Annotated in this window: 19 protein-coding genes; 10 read left to right on the forward strand and 9 right to left on the reverse strand. The window is 54.6% G+C overall.

All coding sequences use genetic code 11. The features are described from left to right. Nucleotides 1-135: 135 nt before the first annotated feature. The gene (locus tag AC6I8C_RS09745; RefSeq protein WP_497822331.1) at nt 136-735 is read left to right on the forward strand and encodes an FMN-dependent NADH-azoreductase; all 600 of its coding nucleotides are present in this window, start codon (nt 136-138) and stop codon (nt 733-735) included. Between the two features lie 629 nt (nt 736-1,364). Here AC6I8C_RS09745 and AC6I8C_RS09750 read toward each other — a convergent pair. From AC6I8C_RS09750 to AC6I8C_RS09760, 3 genes are read right to left on the reverse strand one after another with little or no spacing between them, the layout of a single operon-like run. Beyond that, nucleotides 1,365-1,703 (reverse strand): YdbL family probable chaperone protein, encoded by a 339-nt coding sequence (locus AC6I8C_RS09750; protein ID WP_497822332.1) that lies wholly within the window; start codon nt 1,701-1,703, stop codon nt 1,365-1,367. A gap of 11 nt (nt 1,704-1,714) precedes the next feature. Next, a complete protein-coding gene (locus tag AC6I8C_RS09755; RefSeq protein WP_098050443.1) occupies nt 1,715-1,903 on the reverse strand; it encodes a YnbE family lipoprotein in 189 nt (62 codons plus the stop codon). Further along, on the reverse strand, nt 1,900-4,527 hold the full coding sequence (locus tag AC6I8C_RS09760) for a YdbH family protein (RefSeq protein WP_497822333.1): 2,628 nt from the start codon (nt 4,525-4,527) through the stop codon (nt 1,900-1,902). Before AC6I8C_RS09760 ends, AC6I8C_RS09755 begins: the two co-directional genes overlap by 4 nt. Nucleotides 4,528-4,672: 145 nt before the next feature. On the opposite strand from AC6I8C_RS09760, the gene AC6I8C_RS09765 reads away from it, so the two are divergent. Next, entirely contained in the window at nt 4,673-5,665 is a 993-nt protein-coding gene (locus AC6I8C_RS09765; RefSeq protein WP_497822334.1) for a 2-hydroxyacid dehydrogenase, read from the forward strand. Nucleotides 5,666-5,711: 46 nt separating this feature from the next. Here the strand turns inward: AC6I8C_RS09765 and AC6I8C_RS09770 are convergent, their stop codons facing one another. Next, on the reverse strand, nt 5,712-5,987 hold the full coding sequence (locus AC6I8C_RS09770; RefSeq protein WP_003853763.1) for a putative hemolysin: 276 nt from the start codon (nt 5,985-5,987) through the stop codon (nt 5,712-5,714). A 184-nt stretch (nt 5,988-6,171) separates the two neighbouring features. Between AC6I8C_RS09770 and AC6I8C_RS09775 the strand changes: the two genes are divergently transcribed. The 4 genes from AC6I8C_RS09775 to ttcA all read left to right on the forward strand — a co-directional run bounded on the left by AC6I8C_RS09775 (nt 6,172) and on the right by ttcA (nt 9,373). Then, nucleotides 6,172-6,828, forward strand: a complete 657-nt coding sequence (locus AC6I8C_RS09775) for an MgtC/SapB family protein (RefSeq protein WP_497822335.1) — start codon at nt 6,172-6,174, stop codon at nt 6,826-6,828. A 220-nt stretch (nt 6,829-7,048) separates the two neighbouring features. Further along, complete coding sequence (locus AC6I8C_RS09780; RefSeq protein ID WP_497822336.1) at nt 7,049-7,309, forward strand: hypothetical protein; 261 nt, start codon at nt 7,049-7,051, stop codon at nt 7,307-7,309. Nucleotides 7,310-8,037: 728 nt separating this feature from the next. Beyond that, nucleotides 8,038-8,295 (forward strand): hypothetical protein, encoded by a 258-nt coding sequence (locus AC6I8C_RS09785; protein WP_497822337.1) that lies wholly within the window; start codon nt 8,038-8,040, stop codon nt 8,293-8,295. Between the two features lie 142 nt (nt 8,296-8,437). Next, a complete protein-coding gene (gene ttcA, locus AC6I8C_RS09790) occupies nt 8,438-9,373 on the forward strand; it encodes a tRNA 2-thiocytidine(32) synthetase TtcA (protein WP_497822338.1) in 936 nt (311 codons plus the stop codon). A gap of 45 nt (nt 9,374-9,418) precedes the next feature. Here ttcA and ynaL read toward each other — a convergent pair whose 3' ends face one another. From ynaL to AC6I8C_RS09805, 3 genes are all read right to left on the reverse strand, one after another. Continuing rightward, nucleotides 9,419-9,565, reverse strand: a complete 147-nt coding sequence (gene ynaL / locus AC6I8C_RS09795; protein WP_010244632.1) for a proline-rich small protein YnaL — start codon at nt 9,563-9,565, stop codon at nt 9,419-9,421. Nucleotides 9,566-9,865: 300 nt separating this feature from the next. After that, the gene (gene zntB, locus AC6I8C_RS09800; protein ID WP_497822339.1) at nt 9,866-10,849 is read right to left on the reverse strand and encodes a zinc transporter ZntB; all 984 of its coding nucleotides are present in this window, start codon (nt 10,847-10,849) and stop codon (nt 9,866-9,868) included. Nucleotides 10,850-10,967: 118 nt separating this feature from the next. Then, nucleotides 10,968-12,587 (reverse strand): peptide ABC transporter substrate-binding protein, encoded by a 1,620-nt coding sequence (locus AC6I8C_RS09805; RefSeq protein ID WP_497822340.1) that lies wholly within the window; start codon nt 12,585-12,587, stop codon nt 10,968-10,970. A gap of 152 nt (nt 12,588-12,739) precedes the next feature. On the opposite strand from AC6I8C_RS09805, the gene mpaA reads away from it, so the two are divergent. Then, complete coding sequence (mpaA, locus tag AC6I8C_RS09810) at nt 12,740-13,447, forward strand: murein tripeptide amidase MpaA (RefSeq protein ID WP_497822341.1); 708 nt, start codon at nt 12,740-12,742, stop codon at nt 13,445-13,447. Here the strand turns inward: mpaA and ycjG are convergent. After that, entirely contained in the window at nt 13,422-14,405 is a 984-nt protein-coding gene (gene ycjG, locus AC6I8C_RS09815; protein ID WP_497822342.1) for an L-Ala-D/L-Glu epimerase, read from the reverse strand. The two genes, mpaA and ycjG, sit on opposite strands and share 26 nt — an antisense overlap. Nucleotides 14,406-14,551: 146 nt before the next feature. On the opposite strand from ycjG, the gene tpx reads away from it, so the two are divergent. Beyond that, nucleotides 14,552-15,055, forward strand: a complete 504-nt coding sequence (gene tpx / locus AC6I8C_RS09820; RefSeq protein WP_013357974.1) for a thiol peroxidase — start codon at nt 14,552-14,554, stop codon at nt 15,053-15,055. A gap of 324 nt (nt 15,056-15,379) precedes the next feature. Here tpx and tyrR read toward each other — a convergent pair whose 3' ends face one another. Further along, complete coding sequence (tyrR, locus tag AC6I8C_RS09825; protein ID WP_377794536.1) at nt 15,380-16,945, reverse strand: transcriptional regulator TyrR; 1,566 nt, start codon at nt 16,943-16,945, stop codon at nt 15,380-15,382. Nucleotides 16,946-17,174: 229 nt separating this feature from the next. Here tyrR and AC6I8C_RS09830 point away from each other — a divergent pair, with 229 nt between their 5' ends. Then, a complete protein-coding gene (locus AC6I8C_RS09830; RefSeq protein WP_275219387.1) occupies nt 17,175-17,531 on the forward strand; it encodes a GtrA family protein in 357 nt (118 codons plus the stop codon). Beyond that, nucleotides 17,531-18,481, forward strand: coding sequence for a glycosyltransferase family 2 protein (locus AC6I8C_RS09835; protein ID WP_497822343.1), 951 nt, complete (start codon nt 17,531-17,533; stop codon nt 18,479-18,481). Before AC6I8C_RS09830 ends, AC6I8C_RS09835 begins: the two co-directional genes overlap by 1 nt. Nucleotides 18,482-18,511 lie beyond the last annotated feature (30 nt).

An 18,511-nucleotide genomic window follows, 5' to 3' on the forward strand; every position in this document is an offset into this window, starting at 1 on the left:
GGCTGGCCCCGGTTACGCTTATTCAATAAATTCGAACATGGGTCTCGAAATATTGCGCTTTCACCGCGCCATCGATAACCGTAGAGTGTAAACCATTGAGCGGAAAGTCTTCCGCGTAACAGACAGGAAACCACCATGAGCAAAGTTTTAGTTCTGAAATCAAGCATCCTCGCAGGCTACTCACAGTCAAGCCAGCTCGCTGACTTCTACATCGAACAGGCAAAGGCACAGGGTAAAGACGTCACTGTACGTGACCTGGCCGCTAACCCGATTCCGGTTCTGGATGGTGAGTTAGTGGGTGCAATGCGCCCATCCGAAACGCCGCTGTCACAACGTCAGCAGGAAGCACTGGATCTGTCCGATGAACTGATTGCAGAACTGCAGGCTCATGATGAAGTGGTGATTGCCGCGCCAATGTACAACTTCAACATTCCAACTCAGCTGAAAAACTACTTCGACCTGATTGCCCGTGCTGGCGTGACGTTCCGCTACACCGAAGCAGGCCCGGAAGGTCTGGTTAAAGGCAAAAAGGCTGTGGTGATCTCCAGCCGTGGCGGCATTCACAAAGATACCCCAACTGACCTGCTGACCCCTTACGTCAAGCTGTTCCTGGGCTTCATCGGCATCACTGACGTTGAGTTCGTGTTTGCTGAAGGCATCGCGTACGGTCCGGAAGTGGCCAGCAAAGCGACCGCTGAAGCGAAAGACGCTATCAAGCAGATCGTGACGGCATAAGTCTCCGTCATCTCAGGATGACGCTGTAAAAGACCGGGCCATGCGCCTAATGCTTGTCAGTTAAAATTAGATTTGTAAAGGCTGTCACGGTCAGACGTGGCAGCTTTTTTTATGGGCGAGGGAGCCGCAGTGCGGGCCTGAGCACCACTGCTGCTGCCGGGCCGTCCTCGCGCCGCTCACGCGGTACCTTCGGCTTTGACGTCGTGCCGACGAACCGTTCGGGGATCGGCCCTCCCTGGCCGGCCCCGACCTGTCCACGCTTCCCGGCGTGGACTTCTGGCCCGGCGTCACGCCTCAGCGCTGCGGATAGCCCTTTCAGCAGCAGAGGCGCTCAGGCCTTCACTCTCGTGCCCTTTTTAACAATACGCACCAGAAGCTTCAGAGCAGGCAAGGGCAGGCAATCCGCAGCGCTGAACAGAATGAGTCTGCCAGGAGAGCCCGCAGGACGCGGGCGAAAGGCGGGGCGGCACAGGATGTGCCATCCCCGGCGGTCCGTCAGGCAGGCGAATGAAGTGAAGGAACCGCGCAGCGGCGCGAGGACCGCCAGCCCCTGCCCGGCGCCGGACTGCGTTATCACCTGTCGCTTAACTGACCAGCATTAGGCCATGCGCCCGGTTTTTTTTCGCCTGTCACTGGCCGCTGCCTGCTTCTTTTCTCAGCCACTGACCGTTAATGCCGCGCACATATTCCCCCGCAGCCGCTCGGTTCACCAGCTTCTGTCCGGCGATACTGGCGATATCAGCCGTGGAGAGATTATTCTGCTCTGCCAGCCGCTGATACTCCTGCTTACGTCCGGCATTAATCCGCTGCACCAGCGCCAGCGTTTCACTGTCCTGTGAGCGTGCCGCCAGATAGCCTGAGAGCGTTTCGCCTGCCAGACCCGCTTGCCGCGCTTCATCGAGCGTCAGTGCCCAGGCAGGCTGCGCCATCGCCAGGGCAAGTAACAGCGCCGCACTTATGCGTTTCATCGTTGCTCTCCTCAGAACAGACCGCTCTGGTTTTTCAGTAATGCTTCCACATCCTTGTCGACTTTGATGTGAATCTCATGCTCGATTCTTACGTTCATATTAATGGTGATGGGATCTTTGGGTGCCGTGACTTCGATGCGCGGCACGCAGCCAATGCTCAGCAGTCCGGCTGCCAGAATCAGTAGTGGCCTCAGGCTCATGGTGAATTGTCCTTGTTCGATGGCAAAGTCGCATGTTGCTCTAACCAGGATTGCAAATTATCGCCGAAGCGCAGGCTGCGCCAGAGCTGAAACAGGTTTTCCTGATGATGATAGTTAAGATTGACCGTCTGCCGACGGTTACTGAACTGGCTGACGCCCTGCACCTGTGCTTCCATAGTAAGGTCGCCGAGGTTATCCAGATTGATCGTGGCCCAGCTGCGGGAAACCTCCATATAGCGTAACCAGTCCAGCGCCGCGCCGGTCGCTACGTTATTGCGGGTAATGGCATCCGCCATATCTTTATCCAGCCGGAAAGTCAGCGGGCCGCTGTTGGCAATCCATCCCTTCTCCACCAGCCAGCGCGGATTATTGAGCCACAGCGGCAGCTCGCCATTAACCATGCCCGACATGGCGAACTGTTTCGGCTTCAGCGCCGTGACAAGTTCGCTGAGGCTGATTTGACGCAGCGACACCCGGGCGGGTTCATGCTGCGGCATACGCAGGGAGGGCAGCGTGATTTGTCCGCCCAGCAGATCGAGGCTGACATCCTGCAGCGTCAGCGGCGCCTGTTCAGACCATGGCCAGTTCCCCTGCAGATCGGCGCGAATATTCTGCATCGCAAACTGGTTCTTCACCTCGGCAATGCGCAGGGAAACCGGGCCATGCTGACCAAACTGCCACTGCTGCTGGTGGAATCTGAACGGCAGCGAGAAGTCGATACCGTTTACCTGGCTGTCCGGCGTCCAGACGCTGCCCTGCTTAACCGTCCAGTGGCCTCCCGCCTGGAAACCCTGATCGCTGGCGGCGGAAAAAGCGACCTGTGCCTGCAGACTGCCGCCCTGAATCTGCATTTTCATGTCGGGGCTGATCAGCGGCTGAAATACCGTCAGCGACTGAGCCGGCCACCAGGCCTGGCCGCGTAATCGTTCGCCATCCCAGCGACCATTCACCCGCAGCGGGCCAACCTTGCCCGCTTTTAACTCGCCCCGCCAGAGGAAATAGCCGGGATCCCGGCCTTTAGCTTCAAAGTCGAGCACTGAGTCAGCCAGACGGCCGCCATAAGTGAACCGGGTCGGTCCCGCCTGCAGTCTGAAATGGCCATTAAAAGAAGGATGTGCCGCATCACGCTGCCAGTTTACCGGCTCAGTCAGCGTCAGACGCGGTTTTGCTATGTTGACGCTGCCGTAGGCCAGCTGATTAAAGCCGGCAGACAGAGTATCAAGCTGGATCAGTGTGTCATGCCAGCCGCCGGTTCCTTTAACATCCCAGCGAGCCTGCAGCGGCAGCATCTCGCCTCCGCCCCAGTAGCGCCAGTTCCATTCACCCTTATCGGGCCAGAAATCTGTGGCGCGGCCATCGAGATGCAGCCGGAAGCGGCCAAAACTGGCATCGTGTGCGTTGAGAATCGCCTGCAGGCGACCATCTATGCCCTGTGAGGAGAGACGCACACCCGCCAGCGGCCAGCGCGCCTCATCCACTTCCAGCGTTGACAGCAGCCGGCCACGCAGACGCAGCAGCGATTTAGGTTGCAGCACCAGTTGAGGATCGAGCAGCGAACCACTAAGCACACCCGGAATTGAGCCGTAAAGTTGCAGATCGGCCAGTTTGCTTTCACCGGTCAGCTGAAACGGCAGGTTGCTGTTGGTCAGACTGAGGTTGCCGGGACCGACGCCCAGCACCACGTTGCCCTTGCCGCCGCGTCCCTGCGTCAGCAGGTTAACGCGACCCGTAATCTGGCTGCCTTCAAGGCCCGACTGCCAGTTATCCAGCGTCAGGTTAACAAATCCAGACAAGGGCTGGTCCGCCAGTGGCCAGAAGTATTCGCCCTTTTCAATCCGAATCTGCTCGCGGCTGATCTGCCACGGTAACCGGAGAAGCGGCCTGCTCTCTTCCGCCATTGCTACCCGCAGCTCGCCCTGCTGCTGCTGCCAGTTGAGCGACAGCTGCAGCGCATGTGGCAGCGCGTCCAGCGCCAGTTGCCCGGCCACCTCACCGTTTACCGGCAGATCTGTGGCGAAGGTGGGTAACGTCAGATGACCACTCAGCGTGATGGGTTCAGGCAGTGCAGGATGGGTGAGCGTCAGGCCACGGATAGCGAGCTGCTGACCGGTCAGCGTGGCCGCCAGCTGCAGATTATCGCCGTGGTAATTGAGTTGCTGGCGATCTTTTTCGAGCGTCAGATCCAGGGCGCCCGCATAGGTCTGCCAGGGCGCGACAATCAGTTTGCCCAGATGAACGTCGGCGCCAGGCAGCATTGCCTGCCATTCGGCCAGCGTTTTGGGCGCAGCCGTACTGTTACTGGCCGGTAATTTTTGCAGGCAGTCACTATCCAGCGTCAGCGCTTCCGCATTGAGTTTCCAGCGCGACTGATGCCAGCCCAGTGACACCGCCTTTACGGTGGCCAGTGAGCAATCACCCGCGAGATAACGAATCTGAGGCAACCACAGTCCACCGTTCCGCCAGCGCGGCGCGCCTGACAGCGCAATGCGCGTCCCGTCAGGCAGCCAGATGCCGGCCAGCCGTGGCAGCCATTGCGTCACAGTCAACATCAGGCCGAGCAGCAGCAGAATCAGCGCCAGAATAGCCGCCAGCCGTCGCCGGAAAATCCGTGGCATAAAAGCCATAATCCTTTTCCTTACAGTATCCTGACAGGAATGATGGCATGTAATCTGCCAGAGGTGAAGGCCTGCGCCTGGCGCAAATCAGCTGTTTCAGCAAAGTCAGTCAGAAAACGTTATCCTTGGTTTATCACTCTGCAGGAGCATAACGATGAAGATCGCGGTTTACAGCACCAAACATTACGATCAGAAATACCTTGAGCAGGTTAATCAGCAGTTCGGTTTTGAACTGGTGTTTTATGACTTTTTACTCTCTGAAAGCACGGCGAAAACGGCTGTGGACTGCGATGCCGTCTGCATCTTTGTCAATGATGACGGGAGTCGCCCGGTGCTGGAAGAGCTGGCCGGATTGGGTGTGAAAACTATCGCGCTGCGCTGTGCCGGTTTCAATAATGTCGACCTGGCTGCAGCGAAAGAGCTGGGTCTGGAAGTCGTCCGGGTTCCGGCCTACTCACCGGAAGCAGTGGCTGAACACGCGATCGGCCTGATGATGACCCTGAACCGCCGAATTCATCGTGCTTATCAGCGTACCCGTGATGCAAACTTTTCGCTCGATGGCCTGACCGGTTTTAACATGCACAACAAAACTGCGGGCGTTATCGGCACCGGTAAAATCGGGATTGCGACGATGCGCATTCTGAAAGGATTTGGCATGCGGCTACTGGCATTTGACCCTTACCCAAGCGAGCAGGCACTGGAACTGGGCGCGGAATATGTCGATCTGAAGACGCTGTTTGCTGAATCCCACGTCATTACGCTGCACTGCCCGCTGACGCCGGAGAATCATCATCTGCTCAACGCCGACGCGTTTAAACAGATGCGTGATGGCGTGATGATTATCAACACCAGTCGCGGTGGTCTGATTGATTCACAGGCGGCGATTGACGCGCTGAAACAGCAGAAGATCGGCGCGCTCGGCATGGATGTTTACGAGAATGAACGCGACCTGTTCTTTGAAGATAAGTCGAATGATGTGATTCAGGACGATGTGTTCCGTCGTCTGTCAGCGTGCCATAACGTGTTATTCACTGGCCATCAGGCGTTTTTAACCGCCGAAGCGCTGACAGCTATTTCAGAAACGACGCTGAGTAATCTCAGCCAGCTCGACCGGGGTGAAGAGTGTCCGAACCGACTCTCTGCCTGATTATTCTCTGTATAGCTATGCGGGCCGGAGCAATCCGGCCTGTTCATCAGCGCGCGCAATTTCCGCCAATTAACGCCTGCTCATCACAGCGACGGCCATTCACTAACTGACACATTCCTACGCGCGATCCATCCAGCTGATGTGAAAACGCCAGCGTTCCGCCCGCATTCGAACAGGTGCTTTCTGCCAGGGAAGACATCACCACCCGTGGCTGGATATGGGCGGCGGTGGCTTGTTGTGGTGGCTCGTTATCATCACTGTTGCTGCTGCAGGCAGAGAGTAATAGCGCGGCACCGGCCAGCAAAAAGGTGGCTGCTTTCATCAGTCGGACTCCAGGAATGGGTGTAATAGGCTGGCTCAGCATATGTCAGGCGGCACAAGGGGTCGAGAGGTGAAACAGCTTTTTACAAAATTCTCCGGCGTCATTTGCAAGCAGAATTATCCTGTTTACCTGTTATCGCTGACCTGCCACCCTTTTCCGGCACTTTTTAATTCGGAGTAAAGCCATGCTAATGGATATGTTAATTCGCATCGCACTTGCCGGCATTCTCGGCGGCCTGATTGGTCTGGAGCGGCAGATGCGGGCTAAAGAAGCGGGATTGCGTACTCATATTCTGGTCGGTATTGGCAGTGCCATGTTTATGCTGGTGTCGAAATATGGCTTCGCTGACATGCTCAGCAGCGACCATGTGGCCCTTGATCCCAGCCGTATTGCAGCCCAGGTGGTTAGCGGCATGGGCTTTCTTGGCGCGGGCACTATCATGATTCAGAAGCAGGTGGTGAAAGGCTTAACCACCGCGGCGGGATTATGGGTAACGGCGGCGATTGGTCTGGTAATCGGCAGCGGCATGTATGAGATCGGCATCTATGGCACGGTGCTGGCGCTGGTGGTGCTGGAGGTATTCCGCCGCCTGAGCCATGTTTTAATCGGCAAACATCATACGCTGCTGGTTTTCCTTAAGCCTAAAAGCGTGCCGCTGGTGCTGCTGGTGATGCAGCGCGAAGGCATTCGCTACGGCAATGTGACGGTAATTAATCGTGATGAAGATAGCGGTTTGTGCGAACTGAGTGTTCAGGTGACGCTTTCACGCAAATCAAACGATGCACACCTTTATGACAAGGTTATGGAGATCAAGGGGGTCCAGTCGCTGGAAATGATGTAATCCCGCCGGAAATACGGCTCAGACCAGATGTCTTCCTGCAGGCATCCGTACATCGCAGAAGGCAGTTAGTAACAGCCAGCGCCTTCTGCACTCCCCCATCCGAATCCATCTGTCCGCAAACCAAAGAAGCTTACAGCCTGACCTGAGACATAGAGCGAGCCGGTAATTAATGGCATAATCCGTTATTGTTTATCATTGTAATAATTTTCCCCGGGGACCAATGCGCCAAAATTCTGACCATTCTCAAGATACTCTGCCTGCTGCCGCGCGAAAAAATTACCAGCCTGCATTAATGGTGCTGATTTTTACGCTGATTGCGGGCGCTGTAGCGATCATGATGATCCTGGATCATCGGAACTCGGTTAATAATGCGCTGGAGACCGGACAATGTCTTGCTGGAGAAGGTGCGGAAAATATTCTGGAAGTACTCCGGCATTTTTTACATCATGCTTATCGCTGGATTTTTCAGGCCTGCGGCTGAATTCAGTGCAGCAAAAAATGGAGTAAACCATGCCGGTTGACCAGCAGCATAACGCCGCAATACATAACCGCAACATAGCAAAGTAAAAAGAGTATCAGTGTCATAATAAATCTGATGCCGTGCTTTTTTATTTTGCGATTTTTATATGGATGCCTCATAGACATTAAATATTGATTCATTTTTTTTCACATTGATAGCCCGACATTAAACGGCTTCACAGGCAGTCTGTATTGACGAAATGTGCGAACCGACAGGTCAATGTAAGAGAGTCTGTGTAAACGCATATAAGCATAAATGTAAACGCCCGCTCCTACGCATTCTGTTTATGGGATGTTATAAACATCACCTGATTTTACTGGAAAGTCATTTTTTAGTGCGTGCCACAGGAATTATAAAATCCTGGTTTTTATTGAGATACACAACACGTCAGTACGTCTGAATTTATTATTATAAACCCGACGGTTTAACGCACATTCAACAGAGCCTGTTTTTAAGATTATCACCTGAAAAATGAAAGCAGCGATTAATATCCGACTCACTACCAATTTAATGAAAACATTTCTTTTGATGTGCATCAAATCAGAACGATACAACCCGGAATGCATTTAGGCCTGATTGAGTTATAGCAGCGCATGCTGTGTTTTTTATTAATCCGGTGGTACTGATGAAAATTTTCTTAATTATCTCTGTCATTTTTATGACCTCAGGTTGTGCGGTAAAAAGAGATCATGCGCGGACTGATGCTTACCCGTCATCACCGCCGTCCTGTTCAACGCACAGTGATGAAATTGATTGTCAGTGGAAAGATGTGCCCGTCAGCTGACATCGCGCAACTGAATCCTTTTGGAGTCGCCTCAGCCCGCCGGTTTGCTCACGACGAAGCAAAACCCGCCCTCTTTGCTCGCGCTTTTTCGCAGTACCGCATTCCGGCAATCATCGCCCTGACGGGAAAGCGGCCTGTGTCTCTGACGGCGATTATCCGCTGAATACTTCACTCCAGTACTGGCATTCGCGGCAACAATCCGTACCATACGCTGCATATTCGTAACATCACAGTGAAGTGACCGGCTGGGCGCGCACATCAATACGCCCTTCAGCTACGCTTTCTGGTTTTTGAGATAGTTAAAAATGAAAGATAATCAAACGGTTGACAAGAAAGAACAGTACAACCTGAATAAACTGCAGAAGCGTTTGCGTCGTAATGTCGGCGAAGCCATTGCAGATTTTAATATGATTGAAGAAGGCGACCGCATCATGGTCTGCCTGTCGGGCGGAAAAGACAGCTACACCATGCTGGAAATTTTGCGCAGTCTGCAAAAAAGCGCACCGGTAAACTTCAGTCTGATTGCCGTCAACCTCGACCAGAAACAGCCGGGCTTCCCTGAGCATATCCTGCCGCATTATCTTGAGTCGCAGGGTGTTGAGTACCGGATTGTCGAAGAAGATACCTACTCCATCGTCAAAGATAAGGTTCCGGAAGGCAAAACGACCTGTTCACTCTGCTCGCGCCTGCGCCGTGGCATTCTCTATCGTGTCGCGACAGAACTCGGTTGCACAAAAATTGCGCTGGGCCACCATCGCGATGACATCCTGCAGACGCTGTTCCTGAACATGTTCTACGGTGGAAAACTGAAAGGCATGCCGCCAAAGCTGATGAGCGACGATGGCAAGCAGATTGTGATCCGTCCACTGGCCTACTGCCGTGAGAAAGATATCATTCGTTTCTCCGAAGCACGTCAGTTCCCGATTATTCCGTGCAACCTTTGCGGTTCTCAGCCGAACCTGCAGCGTCAGGTGGTAGCCGATATGCTGCGTGACTGGGATAAGCGCTATCCTGGCCGTATCGAAACCATGTTCAGCGCGATGCAAAACGTGGTGCCGTCGCACCTGGCCGATGTCAGTCTGTTCGATTTTAAAAGCATCAAACATGGCGATGCAGTCGTTGATGGCGGCGATCTCGCTTTTGACCGGGAAACGCTGCCAGCTCAGCCTGTGGGCTGGCGGGTCGATGAAGATGATGCACCCGATATCAGCGCGCGTCTGGATGTACTACAGATCAAATAAGTGCAGGAAAGTTTAAGGGCGTGCTGCAGGCAGCACGCCCTTTTTTTATATGTTTCGATGGGGCGGTGGATCCATTATCGGCGGAAATTCCGGATCGGTTGGTGGATCAGGCTGCGGTTGCGGCTGGGGAATGGGTTCAGGAATCGGGATTGGATCCGTGGGGATCGGCTCGCTGTTAAGAATCGCGCTCATGCCGTACTCCTTTTCTTGCGAATGGAGTTTAAGCTTAGATAAGGAACGGCGTTACAGCCAGGCAGACAAAAAAAAGCCGGCACACTGGCCGGCATGTTTCGAATTAAATGTGCTATGCAATAATTCTAAATATGGAAGTAAGACAATATGGAGCGCAACGCCCATCGCTTGACGTTGCATTCACCTGCGGGAGAGAGTTTGCGTCAGCTGCGGCAACGGGTTCTTGATGTCGATCAGCTTTTGCTCGCTTAACGGGATTTTCAGCCCATATATCGGGATTACCGCATTCCCTTTGGCGCATCAGAGCCAGCGCCGTTTACGCAGATAACCCGCGACCCCTACTGCCAGCGCCACCAGCAGCAGACAGAAGATTGAAAACCCATATTTCCATTCACCGCCCGGTATGCCGCCCAGGTTAACGCCAAACAGGCCGGTCAGGAACGTGGCGGGCAGAAAGATCATCGCCATCAGTGACATGGTATAAGTGCGGCGGTTCATCGATTCCGCCATCGCAGAGGCGACCTCATCAGCCAGAATCGCGGTGCGCGCCACGCCTGCATCCAGATCGTCCAGCCCGCGTCCCAGACGGTCGGCAATTTCCTGCATCCGGCGGCGTTCGCTGTCATCCATCCAGGCCAGTTTTTCACTGGCCAGCCTGGCATAGACATCGCGCTGAGGTGCCATATAACGTCGCATCACAATCAGTTGCTTGCGCAGCAGGCCCAGCTCGCCGCGCGCGGGCATCCGCTGATCAAGCAGCGCATCTTCCAGCTCAATGATTTTGTCATGTAACTCTTCGATAAATTCGCTGGTGTGATCGGTCAGCGCATCACAGACATCCACCAGCCAGCTGCCGCAGTCAATCGGACCATTGCCGTTTTGCAAATCGGTGAGCACTTCATCGACGGCAGAGACTTTGCGCCGCCGGGTCGAGACGATGAGTTTATCGTTGATAAAGACCCGCATGACCACCAGCTGGTCGCGACGTGCATCGGTGTTGTGGTTAACGCTGCGCAGTACGATCATAAACCCGTCGCCCAGTCGGCTGACGCGGGGACGCATGCTGTCTCCCGCTAAGGCGTCACGCACCGTATCGGGGATCTGTGGCGTTGACTGCAGCCATTCGGCGCTCTTGCGATGGGTATAGTTGAGATGCAGCCAGCAGGGCTGCTCACACTGGATGACTTCATCTTCAGCAATCGGGATCATCCCACCCTTGCCATCCAGCTGGCAGGAAATGATGGCATCTGAAACCTGTAATGCTTTTCCTTCAATAACGTCCACACCGTCCCCTCTCTACTAAAATCAATACGATACAGTCTAGCGTGACGGCGTTGAGTTGCAATCTCCGGGCTGTGTAGAAAGATGTCAGCCGATGGCCGGAAAACCGGCCACCTGTGGCTTAGTGCTTTTCAATCCAGAGTTCACGGCTGTAGGCGACGTCTTCAGGATTAGTGATGGGATAGCCTTTGACCCAGGGTTTAATGAGGCGGCCATTGGTGTACTGATAGATAGGGGCAATGGGTGTCTGTTCAGCCAGGATCTGCTCCGCCCGGTTGTAGTCGCTGTTACGCGCCTGGTCATTGGTCTCTTTGCTGGCTTTGGCGATGACCGCATCATAATCCGCGTTGCTGAAACGCGAAATATTGCTGCTGTTGCCTGAGGTCAGCAGATTCAGGAAGGTAGAGGGCTCATTGTAGTCACCCACCCACGAAGCACGGATCACATCAAAGTTCCCGCTATTACGGCTGTCGATATAGGTTTTCCACTCCTGATTCTCCAGCGTTACATCCACCCCGAGGTTCTTTTTCCACATTGAGGCCACGGCAATCGCAATCTTTTGATGGCTTTCAGAGGTGTTGTAGAGCAACTTGAGTTTCAAAGGCTTGACAGGACCATATCCGGCTGATGTCAGCAGTGCTTTCGCCTGCGCGTTCAGGGTGTTCTGATCGTGCTGCTGCATGAAAGTGGGCAAGGGCTTAAAGCCTGCTGTCACATCTGGCGTAAAGTGCCACGCCGGCTTCTCACCGGTGCCCAGCACTTTTTCAGCAATGACTTTGCGGTCAATAGACCATGACAGCGCTTTACGAACCCGCACATCGGCAGTCGGCCCCTTCTGCGTGTTAAAGGCATAGTAATAGGTGCCTAACTGGTCAGGTGTGTAGACCTCTCCCGGCAACGTTTTTTTCAGCATCGCATACATATTCTTAGGGAAGGATTCGGTGATATCGACATCATTCGCGCGATAGCGCTTGGTGGCGCTCGACTCTTCATTGATCGGAACAAAGGTCACTTTTGTCAGCACCGAATGCGCATCATCCCAGTAGTCCGGATTACGGATCAGGACGATTTTTTCATTTACCACCCGCTCGCTGAGCTGATAGGCCCCGTTGCCCACCAGTTTACCGGGTGCCGTCCAGCTGTCGCCCTCCTGCGCAATCGTCTTCTGAGGAACCGGGAAGAGCGCCACGTTAGCCACCAGCGCCGGGAACCACGGCACCGGACGATCCAGCGTCACTTTCAGCTGCGTTTTACCCTGAGCGACCACACCCAGCTTATCGGGCGTCATTTCGCCTTTGGTAATCGCTGCCGCATTTTCAATGCCGCTTAAGCCCGCGAACCAGGCAAAGGGCGAACTGTTTTTAGGATCGACCAGGCGCTGCCAGCTATAGACAAAATCCTGCGCAGTCACCGGATCGCCGTTTGACCAGCGCGCATTATTGCGCAGGGTGAAGACCCAGGTTTTATTGTCGTTACTGCTCCAGCTCTGTGCCACGCCCGGCGCAATCTTGCCCTGCGCATCCTGATTGGTCAGGCCTTCAAACAGATCGCGAATCACCTGAATTTCCGGCAGTCCGACTGCTTTAAGCGGATCAAGTGAAGCGGGTTCATCTTTAATGTGGCGAACGATCTGCTGCTGTTCAGCCAGCTGTGCGCCAGCGGGTGGATTCGCCGCGATAGCGGTTGTGATAACACTGCTCAGACTGATTGCTGCCAGCGTCATGCGAAAGGTCTTAACCATCATCACTCCTTTACCCCAAAGAAGTGCTGCATCAGTCTGTTGCTGATACAGCTTGTGCAGGGCACTTTAGCGCAAATGGCTGACAGATAAATAGCTATTTTCCGCGCACGGCTTTTCCGCTACTTTGAGTAAAACCCTTTGAGGAAATGAGTATGTCACCACTCCATCCGCGACCCCTGCGGGGCAAACTTGACGTTCCCTATCAGCAGTATGGCCGCTCTGTGCTGGGCGCACCGCTGCTGTGGTTTCCGGCTCCGCTCGGCGATCCCGACAGCGGTCTGATCCTTGCCGGCACCCACGGTGATGAGAATGCGGCCATCGCGACGCTCTCCGCCGCATTACGCACGCTGCCCGACGGCATGCGTCGGCACCATGTGGTTTTAGCGGTCAATCCGGATGGCTGTCAGCTTGGGCTGCGCGCTAACGCAAATGGCGTCGATCTCAACCGTAATTTCCCGGCAGCAAACTGGCAGTCAGGCGAGACGGTGTATCGCTGGAACAGCGCGGCCGATGCGCGTGATGTGGCGCTCTCAACCGGCACGCATCCGGGTTCTGAGCCGGAAACCCAGGCGCTCTGTGCCCTGATTCATCAGCTTAAGCCGTGCTGGATCGTCTCATGGCATGAACCGCTGGGCTGCATTGACGATCCGCATCAGGTGGAGATTGGCGGCTGGCTGGCCAGCCAGACCGGCCTTCCCCGCGTCAGCAGCGTCGGCTATGACACTCCCGGTTCGTTTGGCAGCTGGTGTCACGATCTCAGTCTGCCCTGCGTTACCGCTGAAATGCCGGTGATTTCCGTGGATGAAGCCACAGAGACTTACCTTGAGATGATGGTCAACCTGCTGCGCTGGCAGCAATAATCAGCTGACCGTTGCGCACGTTGATCGCCGGTTCTGCATCGACCGCCAGCCAGGTTGGCCCGTCGAGATCGGCGAAGCGGGTCTGCGGCACCAGCGGCAGCGCAGCGCGTATCGCCCGCGAGGTACAAAGCATGCAGCCCAGCATCACCGTAAAACCCTGCTGTTGAGCCGCATCAGCCAGCGCCAGCGCCTCGGTCAGCCCGCCCGTTTTATCCAGCTTAATGTTGACCATCTCATAGCGGCCTTTTAGTGCCGCCAGGCTTTCGCGGGTATGACAGCTCTCATCAGCGCAGATCGGTAACGGATGGATAAAGTTCTCCAGTGCCGCATCCTCATCCGCGGGCAGAGGCTGCTCCAGCATCGCGACATTGATATCGGCCAGCAGCTGACAGCGTGCCGCCAGGCCTTCGGCGTGCCATGACTCATTCGCATCCACAATCAGGGTCGCGTCCGGCACAGCGGCGCGGATCGCCATCAGGCGTTCGGTGATGAAATTATCGTCCAGCTTAATCTTTAGTAGCGTTGCGCCATGCTGCCACAGCGCCAGCGCGCTGCTGGCCATCGCCTCGGGCGTATCGATGCTGACGGTCTGCGCGGTGACGACATCCTCAGGTGCGGTGACGCCACTAAGCTGCCAGAGGCTGCTCTGCTGCTGATGTGCGGCGAGATCCCACAGTGCGCTGTCAATCGCGTTGCGCGCAGCACCAGCAGGCAGCGCCTGTTGCAGCGCTTCGCGCGTCATGCCCTGTTGCAGCGCGGGCAGCAGCGTGGCGATTTGCGCCAGCACCGACGCTTCACTTTCACCGTAGCGCGCATAAGGCGTCGCTTCTCCGACGCCTTTGACGCCGTCTTCCTCAATTTCAACCACCACCACTTTGACTTCGGTTCGCGTTCCACGGGCAATGACAAACGGCGTATGCAATGGCCAGGCTTCGGGATAACTTTTTACCGTTCTCATTTCCACTCCACAATGCAGGATGCAGTGGCAGACCGCCACGTTAAATTCAACAATTGAACTCGTAAACCCTTAACATTTATGTCATAAACAACGGCTATCTTTAGCCGTTTTGTGTTGGATATTTTTTCTCATCAAAAGGAATCACTATGTCTCAGACTGTTCATTTTCAGGGTAACGCCGTACCGGTTGCTGGTCAGTTTCCTCAGGCTGGCGATAAAGCCAAAGCTTTCACGCTGGTCGCTAAAAATCTGGTCAACGTTGCGCTCTCTGAGTATGCAGGAAAACGCAAAATTCTGAACATTTTCCCGAGTGTTGATACCGGCGTCTGTGCTTCATCAGTGCGCAAATTCAATCAGGCCGCGAGCGAACTGAATAATACGGTGGTGCTCTGTATTTCTGCGGATCTGCCGTTTGCCCAGTCACGTTTCTGTGGCGCAGAAAATCTGAGCAACGTAGTGACCCTGTCGACGCTGCGCGGCTCAGAGTTTAAATATGATTATGGCGTGGAGATTGCCGATGGTGCGCTGGAAGGTCTGACTGCTCGTGCGGTGATCGTGCTGGATGAGAACGATAAAGTGATCTACAGCCAGCTGGTGGATGAAATCACCACTGAACCTGACTACGACGCTGCGCTGGCCGCGCTGAAGTAATAAAAAAAAGCGGATAACCGGGTTATCCGCCGATGTTACAGATAATGTCTGGCTCGATTAGCTGTCAGATCGAGCCTGCACAAAAAACTGGGTCAGATCGGAAAGACGCAAAACCTGTCATCCATGACCGCTCGGCTGGCACAATTACGCACCTCATCCCTGAGGGGCGCCCGTTGCCGGGCCAACGCTTCGCGTTGTTCAAAAACGCCTGGCGTTTTTGTTCATGGTGCGGGACGCTTTCCTTCTCTGCCCCCGTTCCCTGCGCGTTGAGCTAATCTATTGCTGCCAGATTCGCCATGCGTCTGCTAAGAGGAACGGAGAAGCTTATTCGCTTTCGTTGCGCTTCTGCCCCAGACCATATTCCCGCAGCTTATTGGCAATCGCGGTGTGTGACACGCCCAGCCGTTTTGCCAGCTTTCGGGTGCTGGGATAAGAGAGATAAAGCCGCGTCAGAATCGACCTTTCGAAACGGCTGGTGATCTGATCCAGCGTGCCTTCCAGTGCCTCATCGCCCAGTGACACATCCAGCGCCTGTTCAGGCAACACTATATCCTGCGGACGCAGTTCGTATCCTTCCAGCTGAGTTAACGCCCTGTACAGCGCGTTTTTCAACTGACGCACGTTGCCTGGCCAGGCATAGCGGGTCAGAAACGCGTTGAGTTGTGGCGAGAGACGCGGACGCGCCATCCCCTGCTCATCCGCAAAGCGGGCCACAAACATCTCGGTCAGTGGCAGAATATCCTGTGGACGGTCGCGCAAAGGTGGCAGTTGCAGCGTCAGCACATTGAGACGGTAGAAGAGATCCTCGCGGAACTCCCCGCGCTGCACCAGTTCAATCAGGTTCTTCTGCGTGGCGCAAATAACCCGCACATTGACATGCACTTCATGCTCTTCACCGACGCGACGGAAAGTGCCGTCATTCAGAAAACGCAGCAGCTTCGTCTGCATTCTTGGCGACATCTCGCCAATCTCATCCAGCAGAACCGATCCGCCATTGGCCTGCTCGAAAAAGCCTTTCTTGCCTTCCAGCGCATTCGGATAAGCGCCGGCAGCATGACCAAACAGCTCGCTTTCCGCCACGTCGTCGGGCAAAGAGGCACAGTTCAGCGCCAGGAAAGGATTTTTCCCACGGGCACTGCGCAGATGGCAGGCGCGTGCCAGCATATCTTTCCCGGTGCCGGTGTCGCCAACAATCAGTAGCGGCGCATCAAGCATCGCCAGTTTGCGCGCCTGATCGACGACCTGACGCATCTTCGGCGTAACGGCAATAATATGGTCAAACTCCGATTCGTCGGTGACCACCAGATTCTGCAACTGGCGGCCCATGCGGGCTGTCGACTTCAGCATTACCATCGCCCCAACCGGCCTGTCACTCTGGCCCTCTTCACCCGGCAGATAGATAGGACGCGCTTCCATCAGAAAATCACGCCCCTCAATGACGACATGCTGGGCCTGCGCCTCAACCCGATCGCTCTCCAGCCAGCGCAGGAAATTAAAGCCATTAATCAGATGACCGGCGCTAAAGTTGCGCATCTTCTCTTCATCGAGATTAAACAGGTTCTGAGCGGCCGGATTGGCCAGCTCAACCTTGCTTTTCAGGTCAATGGAGAAAACCGGATCCGGCATCGCCACCAGCAGCGCACTCAGCGCGCGATGCTCACGTTCAGAGGGCATGTACGTCACCGTGCGCACATCTGTTACGCCGGGTGTACGGCGGATTTCCGCCATCAGATTACTGAAGGCGTCAAATTCCAGTGCAGAAAAGTTCAGGTAGATGCGGCCCAGGGCCGTGATTTCGATACCGCGTAAATCAATGTTGCGTGCCACCAGCAGGTCAAGCAGTTCACGCGTCAGACCGATACGGTCCTGACAGAACACTTCCAGACGCATTGCGTTCGCCTTAATCAGGTTCAGATAAAACAATAATACGCTATGTGGCGCACCTGCAGAAAGGTATCTGTCAGGAAATGTTGACAGTTACAGCGCGTATGGTGGACTTTTGTACGGACCTGCTGTCGACTGTCATTGCCGGTTGAATGTCAGCCTTTGTCAGCACCGGACTGTTGATTGCGGGCTGACTAAGGTATATTTTTCTCAACTGACTTGAATTGATTATAAAATGCTGACTTTCTTCGCAAAATATCTGACTGTGGGTATGGTTAATACCCTGATTCACTGGGTGACTTTTTTCATCGCCCTGAGCCTGGGTCTCATGCAGTCGACCGCTAACCTGATTGCTTTTTGCATGGCCGTCACCTTCTCTTTCTTTGTAAATGCGCGCTGGACCTTTGAACAGCAGGCGACCGCGTGGCGTTATATTCTTTACGTCGTTTTTATGGGTGCAATGGCATTCAGCGTGGGTTATCTGGCCGATCGGTTAGGCCTCTATCCGATTATCACCCTTGTCACCTCATCGGCTATCAGCCTGGTGTGTGGCTTTCTTTTTTCCCGCTTTGTCATATTCAAAGGAGAATAATGAAAATCTCTTTGGTGGTGCCGGTATTTAATGAAGAGGAGGTTATCCCTCTTTTTTATGATGCGGTCAGAAAATATGAAGCGCTGGCAGAGTGGCAGGTTGAGATTGTTTTTATCGATGATGGCAGCACAGACGCAACCTATAAACTGATAACTCAACTGAGCCAGCGCGATCCGCTGGTGCGCAGTCTGTCGTTTATTCGTAATTTCGGCAAGGAACCGGCGCTGTTTGCAGGCCTGGAAGCCGCCACCGGCGATGCCGTGATCCCGATTGATGTGGATTTGCAGGATCCGATCACGATTATTCCCGACATGATCCGTAAATGGCAGGCAGGCGCTGATGTCGTGTTAGCCAGGCGAATTGACAGGCGTGCCGATGGCCACCTCAAACGTAAAACAGCGCACTGGTTTTATAAACTGCACAACAGGATCAGCGATCCGCAGATAGAGGAGAACGTCGGTGATTTCCGGCTGATGTCACGTGAAGTGGTTGAGAACATTAAGCTCTTGCCTGAGAAGAATCTCTTTATGAAGGGCATTCTGAGCTGGGTCGGCGGACAGACGGACATCGTGGAATATGTGCGCACTGAGCGGATCGCAGGCCGCAGTAAATTCGGCGGCTGGAAGCTGTGGAATCTTGCGCTGGAGGGACTGACCTCATTCTCTACCGTTCCGCTGCGCATCTGGTCATATCTGGGCTTTCTGGTGGCCTCGCTGGCCTTCCTGTATGGACTCTGGATGATCGTGGATAAACTGCTATTCGGTAATCCGGTGCCGGGTTACCCCTCTATTCTGGTTTCGGTGCTGTTTCTCGGTGGGGTGCAGCTTATTGGCATTGGCGTGTTGGGTGAATATATTGGCCGCATCTATATGGAAACCAAAAACCGGCCCCGCTATATTTTGCGAAAATCCGCGACGACCAGACTAAACCCGCCTAAGAACACGGATTAAACTGCCCGTTCAGGCGCAGAGAAGATGGCC

Source organism: Pantoea sp. X-Soil-YNGN-844, assembly GCF_059730595.1.

Bases quoted from the DNA above. Each gene is read 5' to 3' on its own strand.
- AC6I8C_RS09745 (WP_497822331.1), top strand. From the start codon at position 136: ATGAGCAAAGTTTTAGTTCTGAAATCAAGCATCCTCGCAGGCTACTCA.
- AC6I8C_RS09750 (WP_497822332.1), bottom strand. From the start codon at position 1,703: ATGAAACGCATAAGTGCGGCGCTGTTACTTGCCCTGGCGATGGCGCAG.
- AC6I8C_RS09755 (WP_098050443.1), bottom strand. From the start codon at position 1,903: ATGAGCCTGAGGCCACTACTGATTCTGGCAGCCGGACTGCTGAGCATT.
- AC6I8C_RS09760 (WP_497822333.1), bottom strand. From the start codon at position 4,527: ATGGCTTTTATGCCACGGATTTTCCGGCGACGGCTGGCGGCTATTCTG.
- AC6I8C_RS09765 (WP_497822334.1), top strand. From the start codon at position 4,673: ATGAAGATCGCGGTTTACAGCACCAAACATTACGATCAGAAATACCTT.
- AC6I8C_RS09770 (WP_003853763.1), bottom strand. From the start codon at position 5,987: ATGAAAGCAGCCACCTTTTTGCTGGCCGGTGCCGCGCTATTACTCTCT.
- AC6I8C_RS09775 (WP_497822335.1), top strand. From the start codon at position 6,172: ATGCTAATGGATATGTTAATTCGCATCGCACTTGCCGGCATTCTCGGC.
- AC6I8C_RS09780 (WP_497822336.1), top strand. From the start codon at position 7,049: ATGCGCCAAAATTCTGACCATTCTCAAGATACTCTGCCTGCTGCCGCG.
- AC6I8C_RS09785 (WP_497822337.1), top strand. From the start codon at position 8,038: ATGCGCGGACTGATGCTTACCCGTCATCACCGCCGTCCTGTTCAACGC.
- ttcA (WP_497822338.1), top strand. From the start codon at position 8,438: ATGAAAGATAATCAAACGGTTGACAAGAAAGAACAGTACAACCTGAAT.
- ynaL (WP_010244632.1), bottom strand. From the start codon at position 9,565: ATGAGCGCGATTCTTAACAGCGAGCCGATCCCCACGGATCCAATCCCG.
- AC6I8C_RS09805 (WP_497822340.1), bottom strand. From the start codon at position 12,587: ATGGTTAAGACCTTTCGCATGACGCTGGCAGCAATCAGTCTGAGCAGT.
- mpaA (WP_497822341.1), top strand. From the start codon at position 12,740: ATGTCACCACTCCATCCGCGACCCCTGCGGGGCAAACTTGACGTTCCC.
- ycjG (WP_497822342.1), bottom strand. From the start codon at position 14,405: ATGAGAACGGTAAAAAGTTATCCCGAAGCCTGGCCATTGCATACGCCG.
- tpx (WP_013357974.1), top strand. From the start codon at position 14,552: ATGTCTCAGACTGTTCATTTTCAGGGTAACGCCGTACCGGTTGCTGGT.
- tyrR (WP_377794536.1), bottom strand. From the start codon at position 16,945: ATGCGTCTGGAAGTGTTCTGTCAGGACCGTATCGGTCTGACGCGTGAA.
- AC6I8C_RS09830 (WP_275219387.1), top strand. From the start codon at position 17,175: ATGCTGACTTTCTTCGCAAAATATCTGACTGTGGGTATGGTTAATACC.
- AC6I8C_RS09835 (WP_497822343.1), top strand. From the start codon at position 17,531: ATGAAAATCTCTTTGGTGGTGCCGGTATTTAATGAAGAGGAGGTTATC.